25 protein-coding genes are annotated in these 26,198 nt (G+C 42.2%); 13 read left to right on the top strand and 12 right to left on the bottom strand.

Features of this window, described 5'->3' with window-relative positions; genetic code table 11:
- Nucleotides 1–92: 92 nt before the first annotated feature.
- Entirely contained in the window at nt 93–4,475 is a 4,383-nt protein-coding gene (gene dnaE / locus ACQ93I_RS02720; RefSeq protein ID WP_431697031.1) for a DNA polymerase III subunit alpha, read from the bottom strand.
- Between the two features lie 213 nt (nt 4,476–4,688).
- The gene (locus ACQ93I_RS02715; RefSeq protein WP_306419735.1) at nt 4,689–5,150 is read right to left on the bottom strand and encodes a ferritin-like domain-containing protein; all 462 of its coding nucleotides are present in this window, start codon (nt 5,148–5,150) and stop codon (nt 4,689–4,691) included.
- A gap of 229 nt (nt 5,151–5,379) precedes the next feature.
- Between ACQ93I_RS02715 and ACQ93I_RS02710 the strand changes: the two genes are divergently transcribed.
- The 7 genes from ACQ93I_RS02710 to ACQ93I_RS02680 all read left to right on the top strand — a co-directional run bounded on the left by ACQ93I_RS02710 (nt 5,380) and on the right by ACQ93I_RS02680 (nt 10,251).
- Nucleotides 5,380–5,949: a 30S ribosomal protein S16 gene (locus ACQ93I_RS02710; protein WP_431697030.1), complete on the top strand. Its 570-nt coding sequence runs from the start codon at nt 5,380–5,382 to the stop codon at nt 5,947–5,949.
- 18 nt (nt 5,950–5,967) lie between these two features.
- On the top strand, nt 5,968–6,492 hold the full coding sequence (rimM, locus tag ACQ93I_RS02705) for a ribosome maturation factor RimM (RefSeq protein ID WP_431697029.1): 525 nt from the start codon (nt 5,968–5,970) through the stop codon (nt 6,490–6,492).
- 196 nt (nt 6,493–6,688) lie between these two features.
- The gene (locus ACQ93I_RS02700) at nt 6,689–7,033 is read left to right on the top strand and encodes a four helix bundle protein (RefSeq protein WP_431697028.1); all 345 of its coding nucleotides are present in this window, start codon (nt 6,689–6,691) and stop codon (nt 7,031–7,033) included.
- 211 nt (nt 7,034–7,244) lie between these two features.
- On the top strand, nt 7,245–7,925 hold the full coding sequence (locus ACQ93I_RS02695; RefSeq protein ID WP_431697027.1) for a tRNA1(Val) (adenine(37)-N6)-methyltransferase: 681 nt from the start codon (nt 7,245–7,247) through the stop codon (nt 7,923–7,925).
- A gap of 268 nt (nt 7,926–8,193) precedes the next feature.
- Nucleotides 8,194–8,430, top strand: a complete 237-nt coding sequence (locus ACQ93I_RS02690; RefSeq protein ID WP_266068362.1) for a hypothetical protein — start codon at nt 8,194–8,196, stop codon at nt 8,428–8,430.
- 22 nt (nt 8,431–8,452) lie between these two features.
- Complete coding sequence (locus ACQ93I_RS02685) at nt 8,453–8,740, top strand: hypothetical protein (RefSeq protein ID WP_431697026.1); 288 nt, start codon at nt 8,453–8,455, stop codon at nt 8,738–8,740.
- 332 nt (nt 8,741–9,072) lie between these two features.
- Nucleotides 9,073–10,251 (top strand): acyl-CoA dehydrogenase family protein, encoded by a 1,179-nt coding sequence (locus ACQ93I_RS02680; RefSeq protein ID WP_431697025.1) that lies wholly within the window; start codon nt 9,073–9,075, stop codon nt 10,249–10,251.
- A gap of 269 nt (nt 10,252–10,520) precedes the next feature.
- Here the strand turns inward: ACQ93I_RS02680 and ACQ93I_RS02675 are convergent, their stop codons facing one another.
- From ACQ93I_RS02675 to trmB, 7 genes are all read right to left on the bottom strand, one after another.
- Nucleotides 10,521–10,859 (bottom strand): 2Fe-2S iron-sulfur cluster-binding protein, encoded by a 339-nt coding sequence (locus ACQ93I_RS02675; protein WP_266068359.1) that lies wholly within the window; start codon nt 10,857–10,859, stop codon nt 10,521–10,523.
- Between the two features lie 65 nt (nt 10,860–10,924).
- Nucleotides 10,925–11,986 carry an NAD(P)/FAD-dependent oxidoreductase gene (locus tag ACQ93I_RS02670; RefSeq protein ID WP_345599435.1) on the bottom strand — a complete coding sequence of 354 codons (1,062 nt, stop codon included), beginning with the start codon at nt 11,984–11,986 and terminating at the stop codon, nt 10,925–10,927.
- Between the two features lie 29 nt (nt 11,987–12,015).
- Nucleotides 12,016–12,261, bottom strand: coding sequence for a NifU family protein (locus tag ACQ93I_RS02665; RefSeq protein WP_228916004.1), 246 nt, complete (start codon nt 12,259–12,261; stop codon nt 12,016–12,018).
- Between the two features lie 2 nt (nt 12,262–12,263).
- Nucleotides 12,264–13,391: a P-loop NTPase gene (locus tag ACQ93I_RS02660; RefSeq protein ID WP_431697024.1), complete on the bottom strand. Its 1,128-nt coding sequence runs from the start codon at nt 13,389–13,391 to the stop codon at nt 12,264–12,266.
- 133 nt (nt 13,392–13,524) lie between these two features.
- Nucleotides 13,525–13,854 carry an MGMT family protein gene (locus tag ACQ93I_RS02655; protein ID WP_431697023.1) on the bottom strand — a complete coding sequence of 110 codons (330 nt, stop codon included), beginning with the start codon at nt 13,852–13,854 and terminating at the stop codon, nt 13,525–13,527.
- Nucleotides 13,854–14,477 (bottom strand): LysE family translocator, encoded by a 624-nt coding sequence (locus tag ACQ93I_RS02650; RefSeq protein WP_431697022.1) that lies wholly within the window; start codon nt 14,475–14,477, stop codon nt 13,854–13,856. The genes ACQ93I_RS02655 and ACQ93I_RS02650 overlap by 1 nt, the downstream gene beginning before the upstream one ends.
- 6 nt (nt 14,478–14,483) lie before the next feature.
- Nucleotides 14,484–15,158 carry a tRNA (guanosine(46)-N7)-methyltransferase TrmB gene (gene trmB, locus ACQ93I_RS02645; protein WP_266068354.1) on the bottom strand — a complete coding sequence of 225 codons (675 nt, stop codon included), beginning with the start codon at nt 15,156–15,158 and terminating at the stop codon, nt 14,484–14,486.
- 67 nt (nt 15,159–15,225) lie between these two features.
- Here trmB and ACQ93I_RS02640 point away from each other — a divergent pair, with 67 nt between their 5' ends.
- The gene (locus tag ACQ93I_RS02640) at nt 15,226–16,284 is read left to right on the top strand and encodes a glycosyltransferase (RefSeq protein WP_345599437.1); all 1,059 of its coding nucleotides are present in this window, start codon (nt 15,226–15,228) and stop codon (nt 16,282–16,284) included.
- On the opposite strand, the gene ACQ93I_RS02635 is transcribed toward ACQ93I_RS02640, so the two are convergent.
- Together ACQ93I_RS02635 and ACQ93I_RS02630 are read right to left on the bottom strand one after the other, a co-directional pair.
- Nucleotides 16,252–17,298, bottom strand: a complete 1,047-nt coding sequence (locus ACQ93I_RS02635) for a sensor histidine kinase (RefSeq protein ID WP_266068351.1) — start codon at nt 17,296–17,298, stop codon at nt 16,252–16,254. The two genes, ACQ93I_RS02640 and ACQ93I_RS02635, sit on opposite strands and share 33 nt — an antisense overlap.
- Nucleotides 17,298–17,987: a response regulator transcription factor gene (locus ACQ93I_RS02630; protein WP_266068350.1), complete on the bottom strand. Its 690-nt coding sequence runs from the start codon at nt 17,985–17,987 to the stop codon at nt 17,298–17,300. Before ACQ93I_RS02630 ends, ACQ93I_RS02635 begins: the two co-directional genes overlap by 1 nt.
- Before the next feature lie 188 nt (nt 17,988–18,175).
- Between ACQ93I_RS02630 and ACQ93I_RS02625 the strand changes: the two genes are divergently transcribed.
- From ACQ93I_RS02625 to ACQ93I_RS02610, 4 genes are all read left to right on the top strand, one after another.
- On the top strand, nt 18,176–20,941 hold the full coding sequence (locus tag ACQ93I_RS02625) for a carboxypeptidase-like regulatory domain-containing protein (RefSeq protein ID WP_431697021.1): 2,766 nt from the start codon (nt 18,176–18,178) through the stop codon (nt 20,939–20,941).
- 30 nt (nt 20,942–20,971) lie between these two features.
- Entirely contained in the window at nt 20,972–22,141 is a 1,170-nt protein-coding gene (locus ACQ93I_RS02620) for a hypothetical protein (RefSeq protein WP_431697020.1), read from the top strand.
- A gap of 165 nt (nt 22,142–22,306) precedes the next feature.
- Nucleotides 22,307–22,645 carry a T9SS type A sorting domain-containing protein gene (locus tag ACQ93I_RS02615; protein ID WP_266068346.1) on the top strand — a complete coding sequence of 113 codons (339 nt, stop codon included), beginning with the start codon at nt 22,307–22,309 and terminating at the stop codon, nt 22,643–22,645.
- Nucleotides 22,646–22,699: 54 nt separating this feature from the next.
- A complete protein-coding gene (locus ACQ93I_RS02610; RefSeq protein ID WP_431697019.1) occupies nt 22,700–23,671 on the top strand; it encodes an acyl transferase in 972 nt (323 codons plus the stop codon).
- Between the two features lie 129 nt (nt 23,672–23,800).
- On the opposite strand, the gene tyrS is transcribed toward ACQ93I_RS02610, so the two are convergent.
- Nucleotides 23,801–25,096, bottom strand: coding sequence for a tyrosine--tRNA ligase (gene tyrS, locus ACQ93I_RS02605; protein WP_431697018.1), 1,296 nt, complete (start codon nt 25,094–25,096; stop codon nt 23,801–23,803).
- 82 nt (nt 25,097–25,178) lie between these two features.
- On the opposite strand from tyrS, the gene ACQ93I_RS02600 reads away from it, so the two are divergent.
- A complete protein-coding gene (locus tag ACQ93I_RS02600) occupies nt 25,179–26,198 on the top strand; it encodes an SDR family oxidoreductase (RefSeq protein WP_431697017.1) in 1,020 nt (339 codons plus the stop codon).

Genomic DNA, 26,198 nt, shown 5'->3' with positions numbered 1-26,198 from the left:
ACGACTGAAGTTTTACCCGATGAAGAAAATTTGTCGGGAATGAAATAATAAAAAAACACTCTCCAAAAATGCCATTTTTGGAGAGTGTTTTTTTAATTCAGTTTATACAATACCTGTTGTTCTTCCAGCGCGTTTAGTAGTTCCTGGGAAATCCTAACTTTCTGTTTTCGGCTGGGCATGTGCAACTTTATTCTTTCCTTCATTTCATACACCACAAAATTAAGCCGGTTCTCTCCGCTGTGATTTCTGAAAATATCAAAAAGAGCATCGATCTTATCCTCCTGAAGTTCATCTATATTCAGCTGAATAGTGAGTTTCTTAGCGTAATTCTCCATTACATCGTGCAGCAACTGAATGTTGTTGAACTGCAACCTTGGCTCTCCTTTTCTACCTGTTTCCCTGTTAGGATAACCCTCTCTAATAAAGATCTTCGCGTGAATAAAAGAGTTGGGCACCAGGAAATGGCGGTACTTGAGGTACTCTTCCTTGAACATTCTAAACTCGTACGAATCTGAATAATCTTCTACGATAAAACTGGCCCAGCCCTGCCCCTGTTTATTCACTCTATGCTGTACATCACTAATTACCCCTCCAAAAGTGAGTTCTTTATTAACGGCTTCTTCCAGGTTTTGAAAATCGGCTAAAACGGCGTTACAGAAGTACTTTAATTCGGTCTTAAAATCATCTAGCGGATGCCCGGATATATAGATTCCCACTACTTCCCGCTCCCGCTTCAGTTTTCCCATAGTACCCCATTCTTCGCAGGGAGGCACCACCGGCTCCGGGATTTGCACTTCACTGGTATCACCAAAAAGGCTCACCTGTGCCGAATTTTCATTCTCCTGATATTTGGCTGCATACTTCACTACCTTTTCCAAAAAAGTAATGCCGTCGCCCTCATCATGGAAGTACTGGGCCCTGTGCGTATCGCCAAAGCTGTCAAAACCACCGGCTAAAGCGAGATTTTCAAAAGCCTTCTTATTTGCAGCTCTAAGGTCGATCCTTTTCGCCATATCAAAAATGGACCTGTAAGGACCTTTATCTTTCCTGTTTTCAACTATGGTAGCCACAGCTCCTGCTCCCACTCCTTTAATAGCTCCCATTCCAAAGCGAACAGCGTTTTCCCTGTTAACCGAGAACTTATAGTAGGATTCATTAACATCAGGCCCAAGTACGTTTAACTTCATTCGCTTACATTCTTCCATAAAGAACGTCACCTGCTTAATGTCATTCATATTATTGGAAAGTACCGCCGCCATGTATTCCGCAGGGTAATGCGCCTTTAAGTATGCGGTTTGATAGGCAATCCATGCATAACAGGTAGAGTGAGATTTGTTGAAGGCATAAGACGCAAAAGCCTCCCAGTCTTTCCAGACTTTCTCAAGCACTTCCCGCGGATGCCCGTTCTTTTCTCCCCCATCAAGGAATTTCGGCTTCAATTCTTCCAGCAGCGAAAAAATCTTTTTACCCATCGCCTTACGCAAAACATCGGCTTCACCTTTGGTAAAGCTGGCGAGCTTTTGCGACAGCAACATCACCTGCTCCTGGTATACCGTAATTCCGTAGGTTTCTTTAAGGTATTCCTCCATCGCCGGCAAATCATAAACGATTTCCTCATCGCCGTGCTTCCGGGCGATAAAGCTGGGAATATATTCCATTGGTCCCGGCCGGTAAAGAGCGTTCATCGCAATAAGGTCATCAAAGACCGTGGGCTTGAGGTCTTTCATGTGCTTCTGCATTCCGGGAGATTCATACTGAAAAATCCCTACCGTTTCCCCTCGTTGGAATAACTCATAAGTCTTCTCATCATCCAGCGGAAAACTATCGGGATCAAGATCAATGTCATGTCTGCCCTTCACGATCTTCACCGTGTCCTTAATAAGTGTCAAGGTTTTAAGCCCCAGGAAATCCATTTTTAGGAGTCCGGCGCTTTCCACAACCGAGTTGTCAAATTGAGTAACATAAAGATCTGAATCTTTAGCAACCGCAACCGGCACAAAGTTGGTAATATCACTTGGTGTAATGATCACCCCGCAGGCATGGATCCCGGTATTTCTAACAGATCCTTCCAGAATCCTCGCCTGGTTCACTGTTTGAGCCTCAAGGTCATCTCCTTCAGCAATATTAAGAAGCTCATTTACCTTATCTACCTCTTCACTCCTAAAGCTACTTCTAATGGTCTTTTCGTCCATTCCGAAGATCTTGGCGAGCTTGGTGTTGGGAATCAGCTTGGCAATCCTGTCGGCTTCATTTAAAGGAAGGTCTAGTACCCGCGCGGTATCCCGAATAGAAGATTTCGCCGCCATGGTACCATAGGTAATGATCTGCGCCACCTGGTTGGCGCCGTATTTCTTGATCACATAATCCATAACCCTGCTTCGACCCTCATCATCAAAGTCAATATCAATATCGGGCATACTCACACGATCGGGATTTAAGAATCTCTCAAAAAGCAGATCGTACTTAATAGGATCAATATTGGTAATTCCCAGGCAATAGGCAACCGCACTACCTGCCGCCGATCCCCGTCCCGGCCCCACCGAAACATCCATGTTACGTGCTTCCCGAATAAAGTCTTCCACGATAAGGAAGTACCCTGGGTATCCTGTATTCTCGATAACCGAAAGTTCAAAATCCAGCCGGTCTTTAATTGACGGTGTAATTTCGCCATAGCGCTTCTCTGCCCCAACAAAGGTGATGTGCTTTAAGTAAGCATTCTCACCTCTCTTCCCTCCATCTATGGCATCTTCAGCCACCACAAATTCTTCAGGAATAGTAAACGCAGGCAGTAAAACATCCCGTGCCAGCTCATAAGGTTCAATTTTATCTACAACTTCCTGAACATTTGAAATTGCTTCCGGCAGGTCTTTAAACAGCGACTTCATTTCATCACCGCTCTTAAAGTAGTATTCGTTATTGGGAAGCCCGTAGCGATAACCGCGGCCACGGCCAATTGGCGTAGCCTGTTTTTCACCATCCTTCACACACAACAAAATATCATGCGCATTGGCATCCTCCTGTTCACAGTAATAAGTGTTATTGGTTGCCACCAGCTTCACCTCATGTTTCTTAGCCAGCTCGACCAAAACAGGATTCACCCTGTTCTCATCTTCCTGATTATGGCGCATTAACTCTACATACAGGTCATCTCCAAATTGTTCTTTCCACCAAAGCAGCGCTTCTTCTGCCTGATTTTCACCAACATTCAGGATTTTCCCGGGAACTTCCCCGTAGAGGTTTCCGGTAAGAACAATAATATCCTCCTTATACTGCTGTATCACCTCCCTGTCAATCCGCGGCACGTAGTAAAAACCTTCGGTATAAGCCATAGAAGACATCTTCGCGAGGTTGTGATACCCTTTTTTATTTTTGGCCAGCAACACTACCTGGTAACCATTATCTTTTCGGCTCTTGTCTTTGCGATTTTCACACACAAAGAATTCACAACCCACAATCGCTTTAAGTTCGCGGGCTGTGGCAGGCTCATTATTTTCGGCGGCGGCTGCATTTTTAGCCTTTACGCCTTTGTTGAAAGTGCCAACTTCTTTTACAAAGTGAAAAGCACCCATCATGTTAGCATGATCTGTCAGCGCTACGGCCGGCATATTTTGCTTTGCCGCGGCGTTCACAAGATCTTTAATGCTAATGGTAGACTGCAAAATGGAAAACTGGCTGTGGTTATGAAGGTGAGAAAAAGCAACTTCATCAAGCTTCTCAAGGTTTTCCTCTATTTCTGCGGAAGAAATTTCAGTTCCTTCTTTCTTCTGAAGCCTTTTCCTGATCTCTTCGGAAGCCTTCTTCAGGTTGATGTGTTTTAAACCGATTAGCTCAATTGGCTGCGGATTTTCTTCTGAAAAATTCTCGAAATAATCTGGTTTTACATCCAGTTCTTCCGAAGTAAAGATCCTCTTCCTGATAAGCTCAAGAAAACAACGGGTGGTTGCTTCCACATCGGCAGTCGCATTATGGGCTTCAGCAAAGGGCTCATGAAAAAGGAATTCGTGCAGCTCGGTCAACGTAGGGAGCTTAAACTTCCCTCCCCTACCACCGGGAATACAACACAACTGTGCAGTTACTTCGGTACAGGTATCCAGCACAGGCAGGTGCTGCAAGGTATTTTCCATTTGAAGCCGATGAAATTCGGCTCCCATAATATTCACATCAAAACCTACATTTTGCCCCACTACAAATTTTGAGCGGGAAAGGGCTATGTTGAACTTCTCCAACACCTCCTGTAGGCTCACTCCCTGTTCTAAAGCTAACTCGGTAGAGATCCCGTGTACCTTTTCGGCATCATAGGGAATATTAAATCCTTCGGGCTGCACCAAATAATCCTGATGCTCAACTACCCGCCCCATATCATCGTGCAACTGCCACGCGATTTGTATACAGCGCGGCCAGTTATCACTATCGGTAAGAGGAGCGTCCCAACGCTTGGGAAGACCCGTGGTTTCAGTATCAAAAATAAGGTACATAAAATAATATTTTAGAGGCTTTTAGGCTGATTATTAGCACCAACCAAAGCGTTTGAAGCAAATTTCGAATTGGTAAAAGTAAATATAAATGAACGTATTCTCAGGATAAGTTTTCAGGATTTATTAACGAAAGAGGTGTGCCAAAAATGGCATTTTTGACACATAAAAAAGCCCGGGACTGGCCCGGGCTTTATATTCACATTCTAAAATTTACTAATCAAAAGTTTCCTCCAGGTCTTTCACCTGTTTGAAAGTGCGCTCTATAGCATTGCGCTGTTTAATAAGCAGGTTTGCCGTAGAAGGTGCAAAACCGTCTTCTTTAATGATCTTATTGTAATCTTCTACAGCCACTTTTTCTCCCCGCACGGTTTCTTCAAGTATCGCCTCTTCATTGTCTGAAGAAAAGGCTGCTTTTAAATCCATCCAGGCGTGGTGGGCTTTACCGCTAACACTGGTTCCTTTATCAGGAGACTCTCCCAGGTTCTTGATTTCGGTTTTTAACTCATGTCCAAAATCATATCGCTCTTTTGCTTTGGCTTCAAAAAAATCTTTCAGCCTTTGGCTCTTTACATCTTCTGCTGCTTTTTGAAATCCTTTTTCAGAATCATAGTTCTTTTCCAGCAGCTCATTGAGTTTTGACGCCAGGTCTTTTGTCGTGTTCATTTTCTTCTTCATTTTTTGGGTTAGCAACTTTTCTTTCTCTCCTAATATAAGATACAATTATTGACGTAACCCAATGTTTAACAGGGTTTAGCACTCCTTAACTTTGTAGAAAATAAATAAAGGTGGCCGCTTTGAAGCAGGAAATATATTTTTTACTAACCACTTAATATACAAGAAAAAATAATAGTATCTTTGCCCCCTCATTAATAACCGGGGTCGGGAACCCCACAAATTAATTTTTATGCCTGTAAAGATTAGATTACAAAGACACGGTAAAAAAGGTAAACCTTTTTTCTGGATCGTTGCTGCGGATTCACGCGCAAAAAGAGATGGTAAATTCCTTGAAAAATTGGGAATCTACAATCCAACTACCAACCCTGCAACTATTGACATTGATGTTGACAGTTCTGTAAAATGGTTACAGAATGGTGCACAGCCAACAGATACTGCAAGGGCTATCCTTTCTTACAAAGGAATCCTTCTTAAAAATCACCTTGCCGGTGGTGTGAGAAAAGGAGCTTTGACCGAAGAACAAGCAGAGGAGAAATTCAACGCTTGGGTATCGGAAAAAGAAGGAAAAGTTGAAGCTAAAAAAGAAGGCTTAAGCAAAGAGCAGGAAGCTGCTAAAGCTAAAGCTCTTGAGGCTGAAAAAGAAGTTAACGCCAAGCGCGAAGCCGAAGCTGCTGCCGCTGCACAACCTGAAGTTGAGGAGAACACCGAAGACCAGGAAGCTGCTGCTGCAAATGAAGTAGATGATGCTACTGCTGCTGAAGCGAATGCTGAAGAAAAACAGGACCAGGCAGGTTCTTAATTTTTTCTCTAACGAGCTATGACAAAAGAAGAGTGTTTCTATCTTGGCAGGATCGTTAGTAAATTCAGTTTTAAGGGAGAGGTATTGATTAAACTCGATACCGATGAACCCGAAACTTATTTAGAAATGGAATCAGTTTTTGTCGAATATGACAACAACCTGGTTCCATTTTTTATTGAAAGAAGTTCGCTGCAAAAAAGCAACCTCTTACGGGTAAAATTTGAAGAAGTAGATTCTGAAGAGGACGCAGAAGATCTTATGAAATGCGACCTTTATCTGCCACTCAACCTTCTGCCGGAATTAGATGATGATCAATTCTATTTTCACGAAGTAATTGGTTTTACCGTAGAAGATGAGATTTACGGCACAGTTGGCACCCTCACCGGAGTCAATGACACCACCACCCAGGCCCTTTTTGAAATAGAAAAAGACGGCAAACAGATCCTCATCCCTATGAATGACCAATTCCTGGTTAAGGTGGATAAGAAAAACAAAACCATCTACGTTAAGACGCCCGAGGGACTTATTGATTTATATCTATAATCAATACCCAAGCACCAAATTCCAATTACCCGGAAATTTCAATCACCAAATTTCAACTTTTGAAAATTTTCAAATTCCGCATTTCAACTGGATTATTTTGAATACCAGGCATCAAATTCAAAAGAGAATAAAATTCCAATTCAATCTGGAGCAAAAAATAAGGTTCTAAAAAAGGCATTTTTTGCTAACTTTAAGTATGAAACCTTATAACCTGGAAGAAAGAACTTTTGAATTTGCAAGACAATGCAGATTAATGGTTTCAAAGCTTCCAAAAACAATTTCAAATATTGAAGACGGAAAGCAACTTATAAGATCGTCGGGATCTGTAGGTGCGAATTACATTGAGGCTAATGAGAAACTGGGGGACAAAGATTTTTCTTTTCGACTTAAAATTGCTAGAAAAGAAGCTAAAGAATCTGCTTATTGGTTAAAACTTTTAAAAGCCTCAAACCCATCCATAGATTCAGAGATAGAGGAATTTTCAGGGAAGCAGAGGAACTGCGAAAAATATTATCTGCCATTATTAAGAAATCATAATTAAATTTATTTCACCGTTGGAATTCGGTGCTTTGACGCGACCTTTTTTTTAGAATTTGGTGTTTAAAATTTGCCACATACCTCTCTTTGGAATTTAATGTTTGGTGCTTCATTTACCAATTGGAATTTGGTGCTTATCTTGCCTCACCAATTAATAATCAGCAATGAAAAGCTTCCGTTTTAAACAATTTAATGTAGAACAAGATAAGTGCGCGATGAAAATCGGTACCGATGGGGTGCTGCTGGGAGCCTGGGCTTCTTTAGAGCATAATCCGTTTTCTATTCTGGATATTGGCACCGGCACCGGAGTCATAGCTTTGATGTTAGCACAGCGCAGTAATGCTGAACTCATTGATGCCCTCGAAATAGATGAAGATGCCTACGAGCAGGCAGTTGACAATTTTGAGAACAGCGACTGGGGCGACCGACTCTTTTGCTATCACGCCGCCTTTGATGAGTTTGTAGAAGAGATGCAGGAAGAAGGTATGGAAGAAGAGGAAAAGTATGAACTCATAATTTCAAATCCGCCATTTTATTCGGCCGATTATTCTTCAGGAGATGCAAAGCGTGACCAGGCAAGGTTTGCAGAAGCACTCCCTTTCGAAGAACTTCTGGAAGGTGTGTCTTTACTCCTCTCAAAAAGGGGAAAATTCAGCGTCATTATCCCTTATGCTGAAGAAGAAAAATTCCGCTACCTGGCAGCTGACCACGGACTTTTTCCGCAGCGCATAACCCATGTAAAAGGAACTCCCGATTCTCCCGTAAAAAGAAGTCTGCTGGAAATGTCATTTTTGGAAGGTAAGCCAGAAGTTGATGAGCTTATTATCGAAACCGCCCGGCACCAATACACTCCCGAATATATAGATCTGGTAAAAGATTTTTATTTGAAGATGTAGTTACTTTAAATCCTTGGATAACCCCGGTTTCACTTCCGAGGGAATCAAATCTTTATAGAAAAAATAAAACATGACATATGCGACCCCGTAGGGGTCGAACGGTCGCGTGAACTATAGCTATAAAGGTATGATCCTTTCAGGGTCATGAAAATAGATATAGATATTACTGATCTTAAAAAATTAATCCTGGCAAAAGACGTAAAATAATACATAACGAGAATTAACCAAATTTCTTTATCTTATCACTATATTTCTCTAAACAAGATCGATGGATTTACCTGCTGAAAAATATAAACTTATTGAATGGCTTCTTTCTCTTGAGGATGAAGATATCGTCAGGCGACTTCAGGAAATAAGAAATGAGACATCAGATCCCGGTGATTCTTATGAAATTTCAGATACTGAACGACTTTTTATTGAGGCGGGTTTAAAAGATATTGAAGAAGGAAAAATCTATTCTCATGAAGATATTATGAGGGAGATTAAGGAAAAATATAACATTTAATATGGAGATTTTCTGGACCCGTATGGCCAGAATAACCTATCTGGAAATACTAGAGGGCCTTGAAAAATACTGGACAGCAAAGGAGATCCAAAACTTTAACAGCCTAACAAAAGAAAATCTTTTTCAAATAACTTCGGGTAAGATTCTTCACCCTGTTATATTTCCCCAATCCCACATTCGCAAAATCCTCATTCATCCAAACGTGACTCTCTTTTATAAAATAAATGAGATTAAAAATAGTGTTGTGCTAATCACTTTTTTCAAGAATAGAATGGATCCTGAAACATTAAAAAAGCTCCTGAATATTTAGCCAACAAGAACTCCGGAATTCACCGAACTGGTAAAAGATTTTTATTTGAAGATGTAGTTTACTTGAATCTGTGGGTAACCCAGGTAAGAATCCCGAAGGAATCAAATCTTTATAGAACAAATAAAAACAGGAAATATGCAACCCCGTAGGGGTCGAACGGTCTCGTGATTAATAGCTATGAAGATATGCCCCTTTCAGGGTCAAGGAAATAGAAATCAATCTTTTTCCATGAATCTAAAGCTTCAGACCTAACAGGTTTTTGAAACCTGTTAGGTCTTTATGGTCTTTCTATGTAAATTTACTATTCCAGACAAAAACTTAAACTACCAACAATGAAAGCAGACCAATTCCAGGCGCCCGATTACTATAATCTTGACGACCTTCTTAGTGATGAACATAAAATGGTACGTGACGCTGCCCGGGAATGGGTAAAGCGCGAGGTTTCTCCCATTATAGAAGAAGCTGCCCAAAAAGCCGAATTTCCGAAGCAGATAATTAACGGCCTTGCCGAAATTGGAGCCTTTGGCCCTTATATTCCTGAAGAATACGGCTGCGCAGGTCTCGACCAGATCTCCTACGGATTAATCATGCAGGAGATAGAAAGAGGCGATAGTGGCGTAAGATCGACAGCTTCTGTACAGTCTTCTTTGGTGATGTATCCTATCTTTAAATACGGGACCGAAGAACAAAAAAAGAAATATCTTCCAAAGCTAGCTTCGGGAGAAATGATGGGATGTTTTGGGCTTACCGAACCCGACCACGGTTCTAACCCCAGCGGCATGACCACCACCTTTAAAGACAATGGAGATCACTACCTGCTTAATGGTGCGAAAATGTGGATCTCTAACGCTCCTTTTGCTGATATCGCTGTTGTATGGGCAAAAAATGAGGAAGGCCGCATCTACGGACTCATTGTAGAACGCGGAATGGAAGGTTTCACAACGCCCGAAACTCATAACAAGTGGTCGCTTCGCGCCAGTGCCACAGGGGAACTGGTCTTTAACAATGTAAAAGTGCCTAAAGAAAACCTGATGCCCGAAAAAAGCGGACTGGGTGCTCCTCTTGGCTGCCTTGACTCTGCACGTTATGGGATTGCCTGGGGTGCAATTGGGGCTGCGATGGATTGTTATGATACAGCTTTACGATACGCAAAGGAACGCGAACAGTTTGGAAAGCCTATTGCGAGTTTCCAGCTACAACAGAAGAAACTGGCCGAGATGATCACAGAGATCACAAAAGCCCAACTACTTGCGTGGAGACTTGGAGTTATGAGAAACGAAGGTACCGCCACCTCAGCACAGATCTCTATGGCAAAAAGGAATAACGTGGAAATGGCGATCAATATCGCCAGGGAAGCCAGGCAGATTTTAGGAGGAATGGGAATTACCGGGGAATACAGCATTATGCGACACTCCATGAACCTGGAAAGTGTGATTACCTACGAAGGCACGCACGACATTCACCTCTTAATAACAGGGGCAGATATTACAGGAATTCCTGCTTTTCAGTAAAAAAAAGACCTCACAGGTTTTAAAAACCTGTGAGGTCTACTCCAAATTTAAATATCTAAATCAAAACAGGGGCAGCGTTTACAACGCTTGCCCTTTTTGTATTTTTCACAGCATTCGCTCTTCAACTCCACAGGCTTTTTCGCAATCACCCCATCCAGCTTTAGATAATCTTTGGATTTTTGTGAATAGAAAACAATGACATTTAAAATCATGGTACCTGCGATTGTATTACTTCTCAAAAAGGGCAAAAACCGAACCCTTTTTTCAAACTAATCGGCGTTAAAAGGCGCGATCTTTACTTCCAGCCCATCGAGCTCTTTCTCCATGGGAATTTGACAGCTTAAGCGGCTGTTTTCCTGCACAAAAAAAGCCTGGTCCAGCATCTCCTCTTCTTCATAAGACTTTTCGGGAAGCAGGTGATCTTTGTTCAGCATATAGCACTGGCAGGAAGCACACATGGCCATTCCCCCACAAATACCTACAGTACCTTCGGGTGCGAGCTCGTATGAACGAATCACCTCCATGAGGTTCATGTTCATATCTATAGGCGCATCAACAAGGTGCGCTTCTCCTTCGCGATCAATGATTGTAATTTTAATATCTGACATTTGTCAATTATAAAACCTCACAGGTTTCCAAAACCTGTGAGGTTTGGTTTTAAATTTCGGTAAAATTAATTAATACTCTTTACAACTTCCCGTTTGGCCTCTTTCTTACTGCCGTCAAATCCATTCACCCCACTCACTGTGGTGTATTTCATCACGTATTTCTTATCGGGAAATATTTTTTGATAAGCACTCTGGCACATTATGGCCGCTTCATGGAAGCCACACAAAATGAGCTTTAGCTTACCGGGATAGGTATTTACATCTCCAATAGCATAAATCCCCGGAATATTAGTTTGATAATCGTAGCTGTTATCAACCTTAATTGCATTCTTTTCAATTTCGAGCCCCCAATTAGCAATTGGACCTAATTTTGGGGAAAGTCCGAATAACGGAATGAAATAATCAGTTTCTTTGATCTCTTCTTCGGAAGCATCTCCTTTGTGGCGGATTACCACTGAATCTAATGCTTCTTCTCCTTTCAGCCCAACTACTTCAGCTTCTGTAATGAGGTTGATTTTTCCTATTTTTGAGAGTTCAGAAACTTTCTCTACTGAATCTAAAGCTCCGCGGAATTCATTTCTTCTGTGAACCAAAGAAACTTCCGAAGCAACTTCAGAAAGATAAATAGCCCAGTCTAAAGCTGAGTCTCCCCCTCCTGCAATTACCACACGCTTGTCGCGGTAATCTTCGGGTTCCTTGATCATATAGGCAACCCCGTTGTTCTCATACTTTGCAATATTAGGAATTGGAGGCTTTCGTGGCTCGAAACTTCCCAGACCACCAGCAATAACTACTACAGGGGCCTGATGTTGCGTACCTTCACTGGTGGTAACGATAAAAGAACCGTCATCCAGCTTCTCTATTGTTTCTGCCCTTTCCCCCAGGGTAAAACCTGGTTCAAACGGGCGAATCTGCTCCATAAGATTATCTACAAGATCTCCCGCCAGTACTTCGGGAAAGGCCGGAATATCATAAATAGGCTTTTTTGGGTAGATCTCTGAACATTGTCCTCCCGGTTGCGGCAGGGCGTCTATGAGGTGACATTTTAATTTTAGTAATCCTGCTTCAAATACGGCGAAAAGACCAGTAGGCCCAGCACCGATGATCAACATATCAGTTTTAATCATTACTTCTTATTTTGTGAATTGGGGAAATGTTATTTTTCAATATTCAGCACCTTTTCAATTTGAGGTACATACCGCTTAATGGTCATTTCAACACCCGATTTCAAAGTCATCGTGTTTACGCTACAGCCCACACAGGCTCCCTGCAACTGAACCTTTACCAGCCGGTCGTCATCTTCTATACTGATAAGGGAGATATCTCCGCCGTCATTCCTAAGGAAAGGCCTTATTTCTTCAAGGGCTCTCTCTACGTTCAATCTAACTTCTTCGCTTGTCATGACTATTTTTTAACTGCACTACAGCCAGCCATAGTGGTGATTTTTATTGCTTCGGTAGGAGGTAAACTGCTATTGCGGTTCACCGTTTCCTGCACTACATTTTGTGTAAGGAGCTCCAGAGCTTTAGATAAAGGTGTATTCTCCTGCAATGCTGCCGGATGCCCAATATCTCCTGCTTCCCTGATGCTTTGTACTAAAGGCAACTGCCCCAAAAATGGCACTTGCAAATCTTCGGCTAAAAGTTTGGCACCTTCCTTTCCAAAAATGTAATATTTATTATCGGGTAATTCTTCAGGAGTAAAATAGGCCATATTCTCAATGATCCCCAAAACCGGAACATTGATGGTCTCCTGCTGGAACATCGCCACTCCTTTCCTGGCATCAGCAAGTGCTACGTTTTGAGGCGTACTCACAACAACGGCACCGGTTAAAGGAAGTGATTGCATGATAGAAAGATGAATATCCCCTGTTCCCGGAGGCAGGTCTACCAACAAGAAGTCGAGTTCGCCCCAGGCTGCATCAAAGATCATCTGGTTCAACGCCTTCGCTGCCATAGGGCCTCTCCATATCACTGCCTGATTTGGCTGCGTAAAGAACCCAATAGATAGCATTTTCACCCCGTGGTTTTCAATAGGTTTCATTTTTGACTTCCCATCTACATTCACCGAAAGGGGTTTTTCTGTCTGCACATCAAACATCATAGGCATAGATGGCCCATAAATATCGGCATCTAAAAGACCTACGTTAAAGCCCATTTTTGCCAAGCTCACCGCAAGGTTTGCAGTGACAGTAGACTTCCCTACTCCACCTTTCCCTGAAGCTACCGCTACAATATTTTTGATACCGGGAATAGATTTCCCTTTAATCTCTGTCTTCTCGGGCGCCTGAACTTTAATATTCACCTTCACCTTGGCTTTTTGATGAACGTGTTCATGAATGGCTTTCATTACATCAACCTCTGCGCGTTTTTTGATGTGAAGCGCCGGAGTAGTAAGCAGCAGGTCTACCACCACCTCATCTCCAAAGGTCATAATGTTCTGAACCGCACCACTCTCTACCATATTTTTACCTTCCCCTGAAACAGAAATAGTTTCAAGAGCATTTAATATATCCTTCCGATTAAGTTTCATGCTGTATTTCTTGTAATTTCTGAACCTTATGTAGATTCATTCTAAATGCAAATATAAGCTGAAAAGCTAAGATAACGAAGTTATTACCCATTTTTAAGGATCAATAAAATCAATACAAAAATAGCTTAAATTTTTACTGAAGTTCTACCGAAGGATCCCAGAAATAATCCTGAAATCTTACGATTTTATCGTTTATAACCTGCACTCCTTCAGCTTCGAGCATTTGCTGCATTACCCGGGTGCCGGGAAAATGATGTTTCCCGGTAAGCAGACCATTTCTGTTCACCACCCGATGTGCCGGAATATCTTCCATTTTAGAAGCATTATTCATAGCCCAGCCCACCATTCTCGCACTGCCTTTTGCTCCTAAAAAAACGGCGATAGCACCATAGCTGGTCACCCGCCCTTCAGGAATAAGTTTTACCACCTCATATACGCGTTCAAAAAATGAAGTTTCTGTCATTACTGCAAATAGATCCTAATGAAGGTAATGATCAGCAAGACCAGCATAAGAGCTGCCATAAAGTAATTGGAATATTTTACAAAAAAAGTCCCCTCGGCTTCTATCTTGGTGAAAAACAACGCATAAAAGTAAAGGGTTGTAAAAGTACCCAGAGAAGCCCCCAGTACAAATGCGGTATTGTTAAGCGGGTGATATTCTACAGCGCCATTTACGTTAAGTGCAGCGGCAAGCGCCACAAAAAATGGAATGGGAAAAATATTTAGTGCGCCTATCATCATTCCCTTTAGCACACTTCTTAAGCCCGAGGTTGGATGAACCTCTACCTCTTTCTTTTTTCGTTGCGCCATTACGAGAAAATAGAACATCATGATCAAAAAGATCACAAGCCCGGCCCGCAAGAGCACATTGTTAATATAGGCATTGTCAAAGATATAGCGCGCCAGCATGACCGCGATCAACGCCTGTAGCATGACGATCACAGATGCACCAACAGCCATGTAGATGCCGTTCTTTTTACCTCTTTTGACACAAGTTTTGGCAACACTCATATTCACAAGTCCCGGGGGAACTACCCCCAGCAGCGCTGCAAAATAGGTAATAAGGAAAATTTTAGTTTCCTCCAATGCTGGTTATTTTATCCTAAACTGTACGTAAGTTATGGGTTTTCCCTGCTCAAGATACTGTTTTTCATAAAAAGTCTGTATCCCGGTAACTTCTTTTGGAGAATACTCGTTTTTATACACGTTGTGATTGGCCTGTACCACCTCATGACCTTCACCGTGGAGTAGACCAAGTGTATAGCCGTGCATGAATTCACTATCTGTTTTAAGGTTGACCAGGCCTTGGGGTTTCAGGATCTTCTTATATCTCTGAAGAAATTCGGAGTTGGTCATTCTATGCTTGGTACGCTTGTATTTTATTTGTGGATCGGGGAAAGTAATCCAGATCTCATCTACTTCATTTTCCGCAAACAGCAAATCAACCAGCTCTATCTGGCTTCTCAAAAATGCCACATTTTGAAGTCCTTCTTCCAGGGCTGTTTTCGCACCCCGCCAAAAACGGGCTCCTTTAATATCAATCCCAATAAAGTTCTTTTCCGGATAGGCTTCAGCAAGAGCCACGCTATATTCCCCTTTTCCGCAGCCCAGTTCAAGCACTATAGGCTTATCGTTTTTAAAGAAGTCACTGCTCCACTTCCCTTTCAGGATAAATTCTCCATCTACCACCTCTTCCCGTGTGGGCTGTACCACATTAGAAAAGGATTCGTTTTCTCTAAACCGCTTTAATTTATTCTTACTTCCCACCTGAAAATTTAATATTTTGGTAAAATTAAAGAAAATCCCCCACAGGCCTTTCAATTATATCTGATTTATGCGAAGTAGACGAATTTTGGTTGCGCCAATTAACTGGGGGTTAGGTCATGCCACACGATGCATCCCTATTATTGAAAAACTTGAAGAACAGGGATTTACTCCCATCATAGCTTCAGATGGAGCAGCACTTGACCTTCTTAAAAAAGAGTTTCCGCATTTGCAGGCATTTGAATTACCTTCTTACAATATCACCTACACCAGAAAGGGAAGTTTTTTAAAATGGAAGCTGCTTTTAGACAGCCCACATATCCTGAAAAACATCAAAAAGGAAAAACAGGCCACTGAGATCCTGGTGCAAAAATTAAAACTTCACGGAATAATTTCGGACAGCCGGTTTGGGGTGCGGCACCCGCATGTACCAGGCGTTTTTATCACCCACCAGTTGAATGTACTCTCGGGGACAACCACTTTCTTCAGCAGTTGGCTTCACCAGAAGTATATAAAACAATATGATCAATGCTGGATTCCCGACACTCCCGGCAGGCCAAACCTAAGCGGAATTCTTGGACATCCAAAAAGGGCATTTTCAGAAGTAAATTATCTAGGGGTGATGAGCAGGTTTAAAAAAGAAAAAATACCTCGGAAGTATGATTACATGGTATTATTGTCAGGCCCCGAACCCCAGAGAAGCATTCTCGAAGAAATTCTTCTAAAGGAGTTCAGCAAATCTTCCGGAAGTATCCTCTTTATAAGAGGGGTTGTAGATGAAAGCACTGCTGATTTCAATACACCAAATCTCACTGTAAGAAACTATCTCTTTGGCAGGGAACTGGAACAGGCACTTAACAGTAGCGAAGTGGTAGTGGCAAGATCGGGATATACCACCCTTATGGATCTTGCCCGGCTCGAAAAAAAGGCCTTTTTCATACCTACACCCGGCCAGTTTGAACAGGAATACCTGGCTGATAGAATGCGCAAATTAGGTTTTGCACCATCGTGCAGGCAGGAAGAATTTAATCTGGAAATGCTGGTTACAGTAAAAGATTATTCGGGGTTAAAGGATCCTGGCTTTGTTTGTGATTTCTCAAAGCTTTTTGGCCTTTTTAAGGGTGAATGAAAATTCACTTCCCATACCGTAAGTACTTTCTACAAAGATTCTCTCCTTATGTGCCTCAAGCAGGTGCTTTACAATGGCCAGGCCAAGCCCCGAGCCTCCTTCTTTACGCGATCCGCTTTTGTCTACCCGGTAAAAGCGCTCAAATAACCTCGGAATATGCTCTTTTTGGATCCCCTCTCCATTGTCGCTTACTCTTATTATGATCTTCTTCTTGGAATGATCTTCAATAGATACTTCTGTAGTCCCGTCGTTCTTACCGTATTTGATAGAATTCACGATGAGGTTGGTCATCACCTGCTGAATTCTTTCTTTATCGGCTTTAACCCACACAGGAGCATAAGGAGTTTCAAATGTGAGGGTGATATTCTTCTTTGCGGCTTTCATCTCCAGGAGGTCAAAGACATTCTGAACTACCTCAACAATGTTAAATACTTCAGGTTTAAGACTGAGCTCTCCGGTTTCCAGTTTAGTGATCATATCCAGATCCTGAACAATGTAAACCAGTCGCTCCACCCCTTTGGCTGCTCTTGAAAGATACTGCTTTCGCACATTTTTATCTTTCATAGCTCCATCAAGCAAGGTCTCAATATATCCCTGAACTGTGAATAAAGGGGTTTTGAGTTCGTGAGAGATATTGCCCATAAATTCTTTCCGGTAGGAATCACGCACTTTTAAAGCTTCGATTTCGAGTTTTTTCCCTTCAGCAAATTTCTGCACTTCCTGCGATAGGCTGGTCATATCTGTAGTCACCTGCTCAGGGTTAAGTGGGGTAGCACTAAGCATACTCACATTCTCGTATATCTTCTTTATCTTTTTATAAATAAAGGCCTCAACCCGGTACTGAATGATGAGAAATGAAAAAATAAAACACGAAAAACCATAGAGCAGAAGTGCCCACTCTGAATATGCATCGTGAATAATGAGAAAAACAGCCGAAATCCCAGTAAGGAAGAGTGACACATAAATTGATGTCTTTATTGCAAACCTATATGAGCGCCTAAAACCTTTAGCCATTACTCTACAAACTTATACCCCACACCTTTAATGGTCTGGATGCTCTCACCTCCAAGTTTTTCCCTGAGTTTTCTAATATGCACATCAATAGTACGACCGCCTACAACCACCTCATTGCCCCAAACCCGTTCAAGGATCTCATCTCTCTGAAAAACCCGTCCGGGTTGTGATGCCAATAAGAATAATAGCTCAAATTCCTTCCGGGGCAACATCACCTCTTCCCCGCCTTTTACCACTTTGTATTCTTCCCTGTTGATCTCGAGGTTTCCGGCAGTAATAATCTCTGCTTTCCCTCCGGCTTCCCCTCCGTTAAACCGGCGCAGCAAGGCCTTCACTTTACTTATAAGCACTTTCGGTTTTATGGGTTTAGTGATATAATCATCGGCACCAGCGTCAAATCCGGCCATTTGAGAGTAATCTTCTCCCCTGGCGGTAAGAAAAGTAATCATGCTGTTGGTAAGCTCCGGTTCTTTTCGCATTTGAATGCAGGTTTCTATACCATCCATTTCAGGCATCATTACATCTAAAATAATAAGATGAGGATGGTTTTCTTTGGCAACTTTTAAAGCCTGTTTACCATTTTCTGCAGTTACTACCCGGTAACCTTCAGCAGCTAAATTATACCTTATAATCTCAATGATATCGGGCTCATCATCGACCAAAAGGATGCAAATGTCATTTGTTTTCATGGGTGTGGTTAATTTACCCTGTAAAAGTAAAGATAATAATTATGCCGCCTCCCACTCCCATTCATTGATAACCTTCTGTTAACCTTAAATTTAATTAGTCATAACCTTTAGTTGATCTATTGGTAATTTTCAGCTAACGCCATAGTTACATTGCACAGTTTTCTTTGCGGCATAGAAAATTGACAAAAATGAGACTTCTTTTGATTGGTGCCGCAGTACTCCTTTCCTTTTCAAACCTGTTGGCACAGGAGACACAACACACCGGTAGCATTGCCGGGAAATTAACTGACAAGGAAATGCAGGGCGAGCCCCTCCCCTTTGCCAATGTACTCGTGAAAGGCACAGGAACAGGTGGAACTACTAACGAAAACGGACTTTTTGAAATAGAAAACCTTGAACCCGGAAGCTACACTGTTGCCTTTAGTTTTGTAGGATACGAACAGCTCGAAATCCCCAATGTGCGGGTAGAACCGGGTAAAGTAACAGAAATAAACACTCAACTTGGAACCACTGCTTCTTCCCTGGATGAAGTTGTTATTTCTACGGTATCAAGAGCCGATTCTGAAGTGGCACTGCTATTAGAGCAGAAAAATGCCATTACAATAAAACAGGCTATTGGCGCTGAAGAACTATCAAGAAAAGGGATCAATAACGTAGAGCAGGGACTCTCCAAGGTCTCCGGAATTAGTATGGTGGGAGACAGGGGTATTTTTGTAAGGGGATTGGATGACCGTTATAATTTTCTAACCATGAACGGGCTTCCCGTAGCATCTTCAGACCCCGATTTCAAAATTATTCCGCTCAGTTACATCGCCACCAACATTGTGAGCTACGTAGATGTTTATAAAACCTTTAGTCCTTCGCTGTATCAGGATTTTGCGGGCGCAACTTTTAATGTCAACACTATCACCGCACCTTCAAAGCCCGCTACCACGGTAACAGTTGGGGTTAATTACAACACAAATTCCACTTTTGAAGATTACAAGATCGATAACAGCAGTGATTTGGAATATCTGGGATATACCGGAAACAGCAGGGAACTGCCTGCCGCACCCGCACAATCTTCCAGTCCATTTTCCACTTCCTGGACTCCGGAAAAAATTACTGCTCCACTGGCTACTACTCTTGGAATAACTCACGGGCAACGTCTGGTAAACGGAGACAAACAATCTCTAGGTATATATTTTGGTATGAACTATCGCAATTCTTATGAGAAGAAAAACGGGGTGGAACGCACATTAAATTCTGAAGGCACCGCAGGGCAAGATTTCTCTACCACAAACTATGATTTCTCCACCCGAAAATCAGCTTTACTGGCACTTGATTACGACAGGTTTGATATGCTGAAGCTGAACTTCAATACCATTTACCTTCAGAATACTTCAAATTTTATAAGGGAAGCATTTGGAAGGAATGACGGATTTACCCAGCTTAACAACAGAGATTTCTTTATCCGTGACATTCGGTATACAGAAAATGACATGCTCACTTTCCAGCTCCTTGGAGATCTGGAATGGAACAACAAAAAACATCAACTGCATTTTGGCGGCTCTACCGGGATGGGCAACAATAATGTACCCGATCGCAGGGTGCTACGCGCTGCCGGCACAGGTGAAAATGCAGAATACATCACCACAAATGGCATTAATCCTTTCAGGTTCTATCAGGAGCTGGAGAACGTTAGCTTTAGTTCCCGCCTTGAGTACGAGTTGGGAATCCGAAGAAAAGAAGACAATACTTTCTCCTCAAAAATTAAGGTAGGGCATAATTTCGACGGAATAAATTACGACTTTTTCACCCGCACCATTACAGCACAGGTCAGTTCGGCCAACTTACCAAACCTCAATACCAATGATCCTGAAGCTTTCTTCCAACAAGGTTTATCTGAAGGATTTCTAAAATATGCAGGCAATTTTGCCCCTACACCACCCGACATTCAGGTGGAGCAATACATACACTCCGGGTATTTCATCTTTTTAAAGGAATGGGACAATATACTACTTGATGTGGGCGTACGCGCTGAATACGCACCCAGAGAAATCACTTATAAAAAAGCTCTCGATACTAAGTTCAGTAAGATCACCTATGAACCCTTTGATATTAGCCCTGCCCTCAACATTAGGTACCAACTTACCGAAACCTCTAACCTAAGGCTGGCCTCATCTATCACCACTACCCGCCCCAGGATGAGAGAGATCTTGCCTACAATTTACCAGGATGGGGATGGCAACCAGGTAATAGGAAACCCCGATCTTTTAAATTCCCGCAACTACAATTTAGATCTAAAGTATGAGTTCTTTCCAACCAACAGCGAATTACTGGCAGTAACCGCCTTTGCTAAATATCTCCAGGATCCCATAGAGCGTTTGGCCCGTGCCACCTCTGTAGGCTACAGAACTTATTTCGATAATTTTGAGGAAGCTGTTCTCTACGGATTAGAAGCCGAAGCCAGGTTCAACGCCGGAAGCCTCTTCAAAAATGCCATTTTTGACAGGTTATCTGTAGGCTTTAATGGAATTCTGATGGATTCTCGCGCAACTGCCGAAGAGAACAACCCCCGATTTGCAGCAGTAACTAATAAAAACAGAAAACTGCAGGGAGCATCAAACTGGGGAATCAATGCCGATGTACTTTACCGCATTTTTAAGCGCGGCAATACAGAATCTTCTCTAAACCTCATTTACAACACTTTTGGAAAAAGAATATATGCCGTAGGTGTAGAAGGAGCCGATGAAATCTACGAAAAGCCTATTGATCAACTCGACCTGGTATGGACCACCCAATTCAACAAAAGCTGGGGACTCAAATTAACCGCGATAAATATTCTCAACGAAAAGACCATGTTCTTTCAGGATCCCACCCGCGAAATAAGGTTCCTGGATAAGTTCAGCAACACTATAGAATCATTTGATACCGGCACCACTTATGGAGCCTCCATCACCTTTAAATTTTAAACTTAAATATTCAACTAAAAATCAGAAAAAATGAAAAACCAATTTTTAAAAACCGCATTTACAATTGTGCTCTCTCTCAGCTTGTTTTCATGCAGCAGTGATGACGATGTACCAAACCCCGATCCAGGCACAGGAGGCGACACAGGAATACTTGAGGGTACCGTTCTTGAAGGAGACATTACAGAAGACCTCCTTGTGAAAGAAGGTAATTATAACCTGAAAGGCGCAGTTTCAGTAAAAGATGGAGCCACACTAACCATAGAACCAGGAACAACTTTCACGGTAAGCGCCGCAGATCAGGTGGCAGGAGTAAACCTGTTATTTGTAGAACAGGGCGGAAAATTAATAGCCGAGGGTACTGCAGCAAAACCTATAGTCTTTACTTCCGAAAATAAAAATTCTGAAGGTGGCGACGGTGACTGGGGCGGTATCGGTATACATGGCCGTGCCAAAATGAACGCCCCCGGCGGAACCTCAATCTCTGAAGCAGGGCAGTTACCATACGGAGGCACCAATGACCAGGATAGCTCTGGAAGCTTAAAACATGTGAGAGTAGAATATGCAGGGCAGGCATCCTCAGATGGGCAATTTGAATTCAATGCTTTCTCATTTTTCGCAGTAGGCAGCGGCACCGTACTTGAAAACCTCGAGGCTTTTGAAGGCGCAGATGACGGGTTTGAATTTTATGGAGGTACCGTAAATGCCAGGAATCTTGTAGCTATAGGGATGGAAGATGATTCAATAGACTGGGATGAAGGTTATCGTGGCACTATAGATAATCTTGCCATTGTTCAATATGAAGGCATAGGTGATTTTGCCTTCGAACTGGCTAACAGAAAAGGCGAGAACAATGCAGAACCACGTTCAATGGGCACAGTTAAAAATGTGAGTATCTGGGGCCATAACCGCAGCGGCAAAGCTGCATTCGACCTAAAGCAGGGAACCGCCGGAACTTTTGAAAATATTGTTGCCAGTAATTACGAGACCATCATATTTCTAAATGACCAGCTACAGGAAGTAGAGAATGATAAATTACAATTTACCAGTGCTCATTTTGAGTACAGTAAAGATCTTGTGGTGAACAACGTTGATGACACCGAGGTAGCGAGCGACTTATTGGAGCTTGATGAGAATGCAACAGGCGCAGATCTCAGCGTCTTTGAAAGCTGGAGCAACCTGGCTGCGGCTCAAAAATTTTAATGAATTAGCCATTTATTAATAGATTTATTTTTAAGGGGTTGCGACATCGCAACCCCTTTTTTTGAAAATTATTGTGTAGAAATTAAGCTTTAACTTTTCTCCAACTAAAATTTGGTGCGGTTTTTGAATTTTTTATTGTAATTTTGAATTGATACCGTATTGAAAATGAAACAACTCTACTTGTACCCTCTTATGATCATTGGCCTTTTGCTCTTATCGAGCCCGGCTTTTGCACAGGTATCAGCCCCGGAACCTCCTGTAAAAGAAGTTCCTATTGAAGGGCTTTCTATTTTCCCCAATCCTGCTTCAGGCCAAAAAGTGTACATTAACACTAAAGCGGGAAAAGCTAAAAGAGTAGAGATATATAATGTTTTGGGCAAAAGCATCCTTTCTGCACAATTAACAGGAAATGAGCTCAATATCTCCAATCTTGAACCGGGAGTATACATCATGAGAATTCAGGAAGGTCGAAGTTCTGCTACCCGAAAGCTTGTGGTAAGATAGCCCATATCCTTTATTTTATTCAGTACCTTTGTGCCCTCAATTTTTTATAACAATTTGAAGGACATATTTTCCATTTCTACTCTCGAGGAGTTCAATAAAAAAGCGCTGCAGGTATTTGAGTACCAGTACAAAAACAATTCCGTTTACAGCAAATTTTGCGATCTGCTTCACCGCAGTCTGGCAGAGGTAAACTGCGTTGAAGAAATACCTTTTTTGCCCATTGCGCTCTTTAAATCTCACAAGATAATTTCTTCGGAAGCTTCTGCTGAAGTTATTTTTAGCAGCAGCGGCACCACAGGTACTCAAACCAGCAAACATTACGTCACAGACCTGAAGGTTTATGAGGAAAGTTTCCGCAGGGGCTTCACACATTTCTACAATAATGTAGAAGATTACGCAGTGCTCGCACTTCTTCCATCTTATCTCGAAAGAAAAGGTTCTTCATTGATCTACATGGTGCAGGATCTTATTGAGAAAAGTAATAATCCGGCAAGCGGCTTTTATCTTCACGACCTCGATGCCCTCGTTCAAAAACTACAAGAGCTGGAAGAGAAAGGGCAAAAGACACTGCTTATAGGTGTTTCTTTTGCATTACTGGACCTGGCAGAGCAATACCGTTTAAACCTGAAGCATACAATTGTGATGGAAACCGGCGGAATGAAAGGCCGCCGCAAGGAAATGATACGCACCGAACTTCATGAAGTGCTAAAAAAAGGATTGGGGGTAGAAGCTATTCATAGCGAATATGGAATGACCGAGCTACTGTCACAGGCATACGCCCTCAAAAATGGCATTTTTGAATGCCCACCCTGGATGAAGATCCTTATAAGAGAACCCGAAGATGCTTTGAGCTTACTGCCCGAAGGGAAATCTGGCGGAATCAATGTTATAGATCTGGCCAATATCAATTCCTGCTCCTTCATTGCCACGCAAGACCTTGGTAAAAATTTAGGCGGGGGAAGGACTGAAATATTGGGCCGTTTTGACCACAGTGATATAAGAGGGTGTAACCTGATGGTTTTTTAACAAAAAATATTCACCTGTACTGTAAGGATTGTAGTTTTTATCGACTTACTGTACGGTTAGATTATGTTTTCATAATTGGTTGGTTAGTAGAAGCCCCCTTCGCCCTCTAAGGCAAGGGGGCTATCTTATTTACTCAACCCTTAAGATATAGGTGTTTCTTTTTCCTTTATTGATAATGACGTATTTATCATTTAAAAGATCATTTGTGGTGATGGTATAATCTTCGGTGACCTTTTCTTTATTTACCGAAATTGAATTTTCTTTTAAAGCTCTCCTGGCTTCTCCGTTAGAGTTTAAAAAGTCGGTTTTGGCAGAAAGAGCTGCAATCATATCCAAACCTGCCTCTACATCGGCACGGTCAATTTTTGCCTGCGGCACCCCTTCAAAAACATCTAAAAAAGTAGCTTCATTCAGCTTTTTTAGATCCTCGGCGGTACTCTTTCCAAAAAGCACTTCCGAAGCCTTTACAGCATTCTCATACTCCTCTGCCGAGTGTACCATTACAGTAATTTCTTCGGCCAGTTTTCGCTGCAATTCTCTCAAATGAGGCGCCTCTTTATGCTGAGCTATAAGACCTTCTATCTCTCCTTTTGAAAGGAAGGTAAATATTTTTATAAATTTTTCGGCGTCTTCATCGCTGGTGTTGAGCCAGTATTGATAGAACCTGTAAGGAGATGTACGTGCCGGATCAAGCCAGATGTTCCCCGACTCGGTTTTTCCGAATTTAGTGCCGTCTGCCTTGGTAATTAACGGGCAGGTAAGAGCATAACCTTTCCCCTCACCAATTCTTCGGATGAGTTCGGTTCCGGTTGTGATATTTCCCCACTGGTCACTACCACCCATTTGCAGCGTACAATCAAGTTCTCTGTACAAATGCAGAAAATCATATCCCTGCACAAGCTGGTAAGTGAATTCGGTAAAAGACATTCCTTCGGAAGAATCTGAAGACAAACGCTTTTTTACGCTGTCTTTAGACATCATGTAGTTCACAGTAATGTGTTTTCCTACATCTCTTATAAAGCTCAGGAAACTGAAATCTTTCATCCAGTCATAGTTATTCACCATTACTGCCGCATTCTCTGCTTCACTTTCAAAGTCGAGAAATTTAGACAGTTGGTTTTTAAGGGCATTTTGATTCTGAAGCAAAGTAGCTTCAGTAAGAAGATTGCGCTCGTTTGATTTTCCTGAAGGGTCACCTATCATTCCCGTGGCTCCGCCTACCAGCGCCACAGGGCGATGTCCTGCTTCCTGGAAATGCTTCAGCATCATAACACCCACCAGGTGACCTATATGTAAAGAATCGGCTGTGGGGTCAATCCCAACATAGGCAGACCTAAGGCCTTCCAAAAGATGCTCTTCGGTGCCGGGCATCACATCGTGAATCATCCCTCTCCAGGTCAATTCTTCTACAAAATTCTTGCTCATGATCATTATTTTGAAGTAAAAACAGCCGTAAAGATACCATAAAGCTTCATTTTTCCTAAGCGGTTTTAGCTATATTTACCTCATGATTCTAGTCACCGGAGGCACAGGCTTGGTAGGTTCACATTTGCTGCTTGATCTTGTTAAAGCAGGAAAATCTGTTCGTGCGATCTATCGCACAGAAGCAAGTTTAAAAGCCGTAAAAAAAGTTTTTTCCTACACGAATTCTCAACCTGAAGCAAACACACTCTTTTCGTCGATTGAATGGATTGAAGCTGATATCACAGACGTTCCCTCATTGAATAGCGCCTTTAAAGACATTCATCAGGTTTATCATTGTGCGGCACTGGTCTCTTTTGACACTTCTAAAGACGCTTTACTGCGGAAGGTAAACATTGAAGGCACAGCTAATGTGGTAAACCTTTGTATCGCAAATGAAGTGGAGAAACTTTGTTATGTAAGTTCTATTGCTACTTTAGACCAGAAACCCGGCGAAAAGGAGATCACTGAAGTTTCTTTCTGGAACAAAGAACTTAGCCACAGCATGTATGCTATTACCAAATATGGCGCAGAGATGGAAGTGTGGCGTGCAAGCCAGGAAGGTGTTCCTGTGGTTATTGTGAAGCCCGGGATCATTATTGGCCCCGGATTTTGGAGCAGTGGCAGCGGTAAGATCTTCGAAAAGATACACAGCGGCCTCGATTACTTTGTTCCAAAAACCACCGGATTTGTCGGCGTTTGGGATGTGGTAAGAATTACCCGGGAACTGATGGTTTCCCCTGTCAAAAATGACGAATTTATAGTTGTTTCTGAAAACCTTTCGTTCAAGACAGTTTTCTCTATGACGGCTGACGCCCTTGGGCGGCCTGCACCATCAAAAGCGCTAAAAAAATGGATGGTCCTTACCGGATGGCTGTGGCAGGAACTAAGAGGTTTATTTTCAAACCGGGAAAAGCAACTGGAAAAGAGGTCTCAAAAAAGCCTTTTTGAGCACACGTTTTATTCTTCTGCTAAACTGAAGCAACAAATGGATTTTGAATTTGAACCCATTTCTGAAGTTGTAGAAAAGACAGCAACTTACTTTAAAAAGGATCTTCAGAAATAA

It is taken from the genome of Salinimicrobium sp. WS361, assembly GCF_050750585.1.
Taxonomy (GTDB): Bacteria; Bacteroidota; Bacteroidia; order Flavobacteriales; family Flavobacteriaceae; genus Salinimicrobium.
Note: the sequence above shows the minus strand (reverse complement) of the source record. Positions and strands in the feature narration are given on the sequence as shown.

Excerpts from the sequence above, each read along its gene's own strand:
- ACQ93I_RS02630 (WP_266068350.1), bottom strand. The coding sequence starts at position 17,987 with ATGAAAACAAATGACATTTGCATCCTTTTGGTCGATGATGAGCCCGAT.
- ACQ93I_RS02680 (WP_431697025.1), top strand. The coding sequence starts at position 9,073 with ATGAAAGCAGACCAATTCCAGGCGCCCGATTACTATAATCTTGACGAC.
- ACQ93I_RS02710 (WP_431697030.1), top strand. The coding sequence starts at position 5,380 with ATGCCTGTAAAGATTAGATTACAAAGACACGGTAAAAAAGGTAAACCT.
- tyrS (WP_431697018.1), bottom strand. The coding sequence starts at position 25,096 with ATGAGCAAGAATTTTGTAGAAGAATTGACCTGGAGAGGGATGATTCAC.
- ACQ93I_RS02655 (WP_431697023.1), bottom strand. The coding sequence starts at position 13,854 with ATGACAGAAACTTCATTTTTTGAACGCGTATATGAGGTGGTAAAACTT.
- ACQ93I_RS02715 (WP_306419735.1), bottom strand. The coding sequence starts at position 5,150 with ATGAAGAAGAAAATGAACACGACAAAAGACCTGGCGTCAAAACTCAAT.
- ACQ93I_RS02625 (WP_431697021.1), top strand. The coding sequence starts at position 18,176 with ATGAGACTTCTTTTGATTGGTGCCGCAGTACTCCTTTCCTTTTCAAAC.
- ACQ93I_RS02695 (WP_431697027.1), top strand. The coding sequence starts at position 7,245 with ATGAAAATCGGTACCGATGGGGTGCTGCTGGGAGCCTGGGCTTCTTTA.
- ACQ93I_RS02700 (WP_431697028.1), top strand. The coding sequence starts at position 6,689 with ATGAAACCTTATAACCTGGAAGAAAGAACTTTTGAATTTGCAAGACAA.
- rimM (WP_431697029.1), top strand. The coding sequence starts at position 5,968 with ATGACAAAAGAAGAGTGTTTCTATCTTGGCAGGATCGTTAGTAAATTC.
- ACQ93I_RS02635 (WP_266068351.1), bottom strand. The coding sequence starts at position 17,298 with ATGGCTAAAGGTTTTAGGCGCTCATATAGGTTTGCAATAAAGACATCA.
- ACQ93I_RS02600 (WP_431697017.1), top strand. The coding sequence starts at position 25,179 with ATGATTCTAGTCACCGGAGGCACAGGCTTGGTAGGTTCACATTTGCTG.
- ACQ93I_RS02660 (WP_431697024.1), bottom strand. The coding sequence starts at position 13,391 with ATGAAACTTAATCGGAAGGATATATTAAATGCTCTTGAAACTATTTCT.
- ACQ93I_RS02640 (WP_345599437.1), top strand. The coding sequence starts at position 15,226 with ATGCGAAGTAGACGAATTTTGGTTGCGCCAATTAACTGGGGGTTAGGT.
- ACQ93I_RS02675 (WP_266068359.1), bottom strand. The coding sequence starts at position 10,859 with ATGTCAGATATTAAAATTACAATCATTGATCGCGAAGGAGAAGCGCAC.
- ACQ93I_RS02670 (WP_345599435.1), bottom strand. The coding sequence starts at position 11,986 with ATGATTAAAACTGATATGTTGATCATCGGTGCTGGGCCTACTGGTCTT.
- ACQ93I_RS02685 (WP_431697026.1), top strand. The coding sequence starts at position 8,453 with ATGGCCAGAATAACCTATCTGGAAATACTAGAGGGCCTTGAAAAATAC.
- ACQ93I_RS02620 (WP_431697020.1), top strand. The coding sequence starts at position 20,972 with ATGAAAAACCAATTTTTAAAAACCGCATTTACAATTGTGCTCTCTCTC.
- dnaE (WP_431697031.1), bottom strand. The coding sequence starts at position 4,475 with ATGTACCTTATTTTTGATACTGAAACCACGGGTCTTCCCAAGCGTTGG.
- ACQ93I_RS02615 (WP_266068346.1), top strand. The coding sequence starts at position 22,307 with ATGAAACAACTCTACTTGTACCCTCTTATGATCATTGGCCTTTTGCTC.
- ACQ93I_RS02690 (WP_266068362.1), top strand. The coding sequence starts at position 8,194 with ATGGATTTACCTGCTGAAAAATATAAACTTATTGAATGGCTTCTTTCT.
- ACQ93I_RS02665 (WP_228916004.1), bottom strand. The coding sequence starts at position 12,261 with ATGACAAGCGAAGAAGTTAGATTGAACGTAGAGAGAGCCCTTGAAGAA.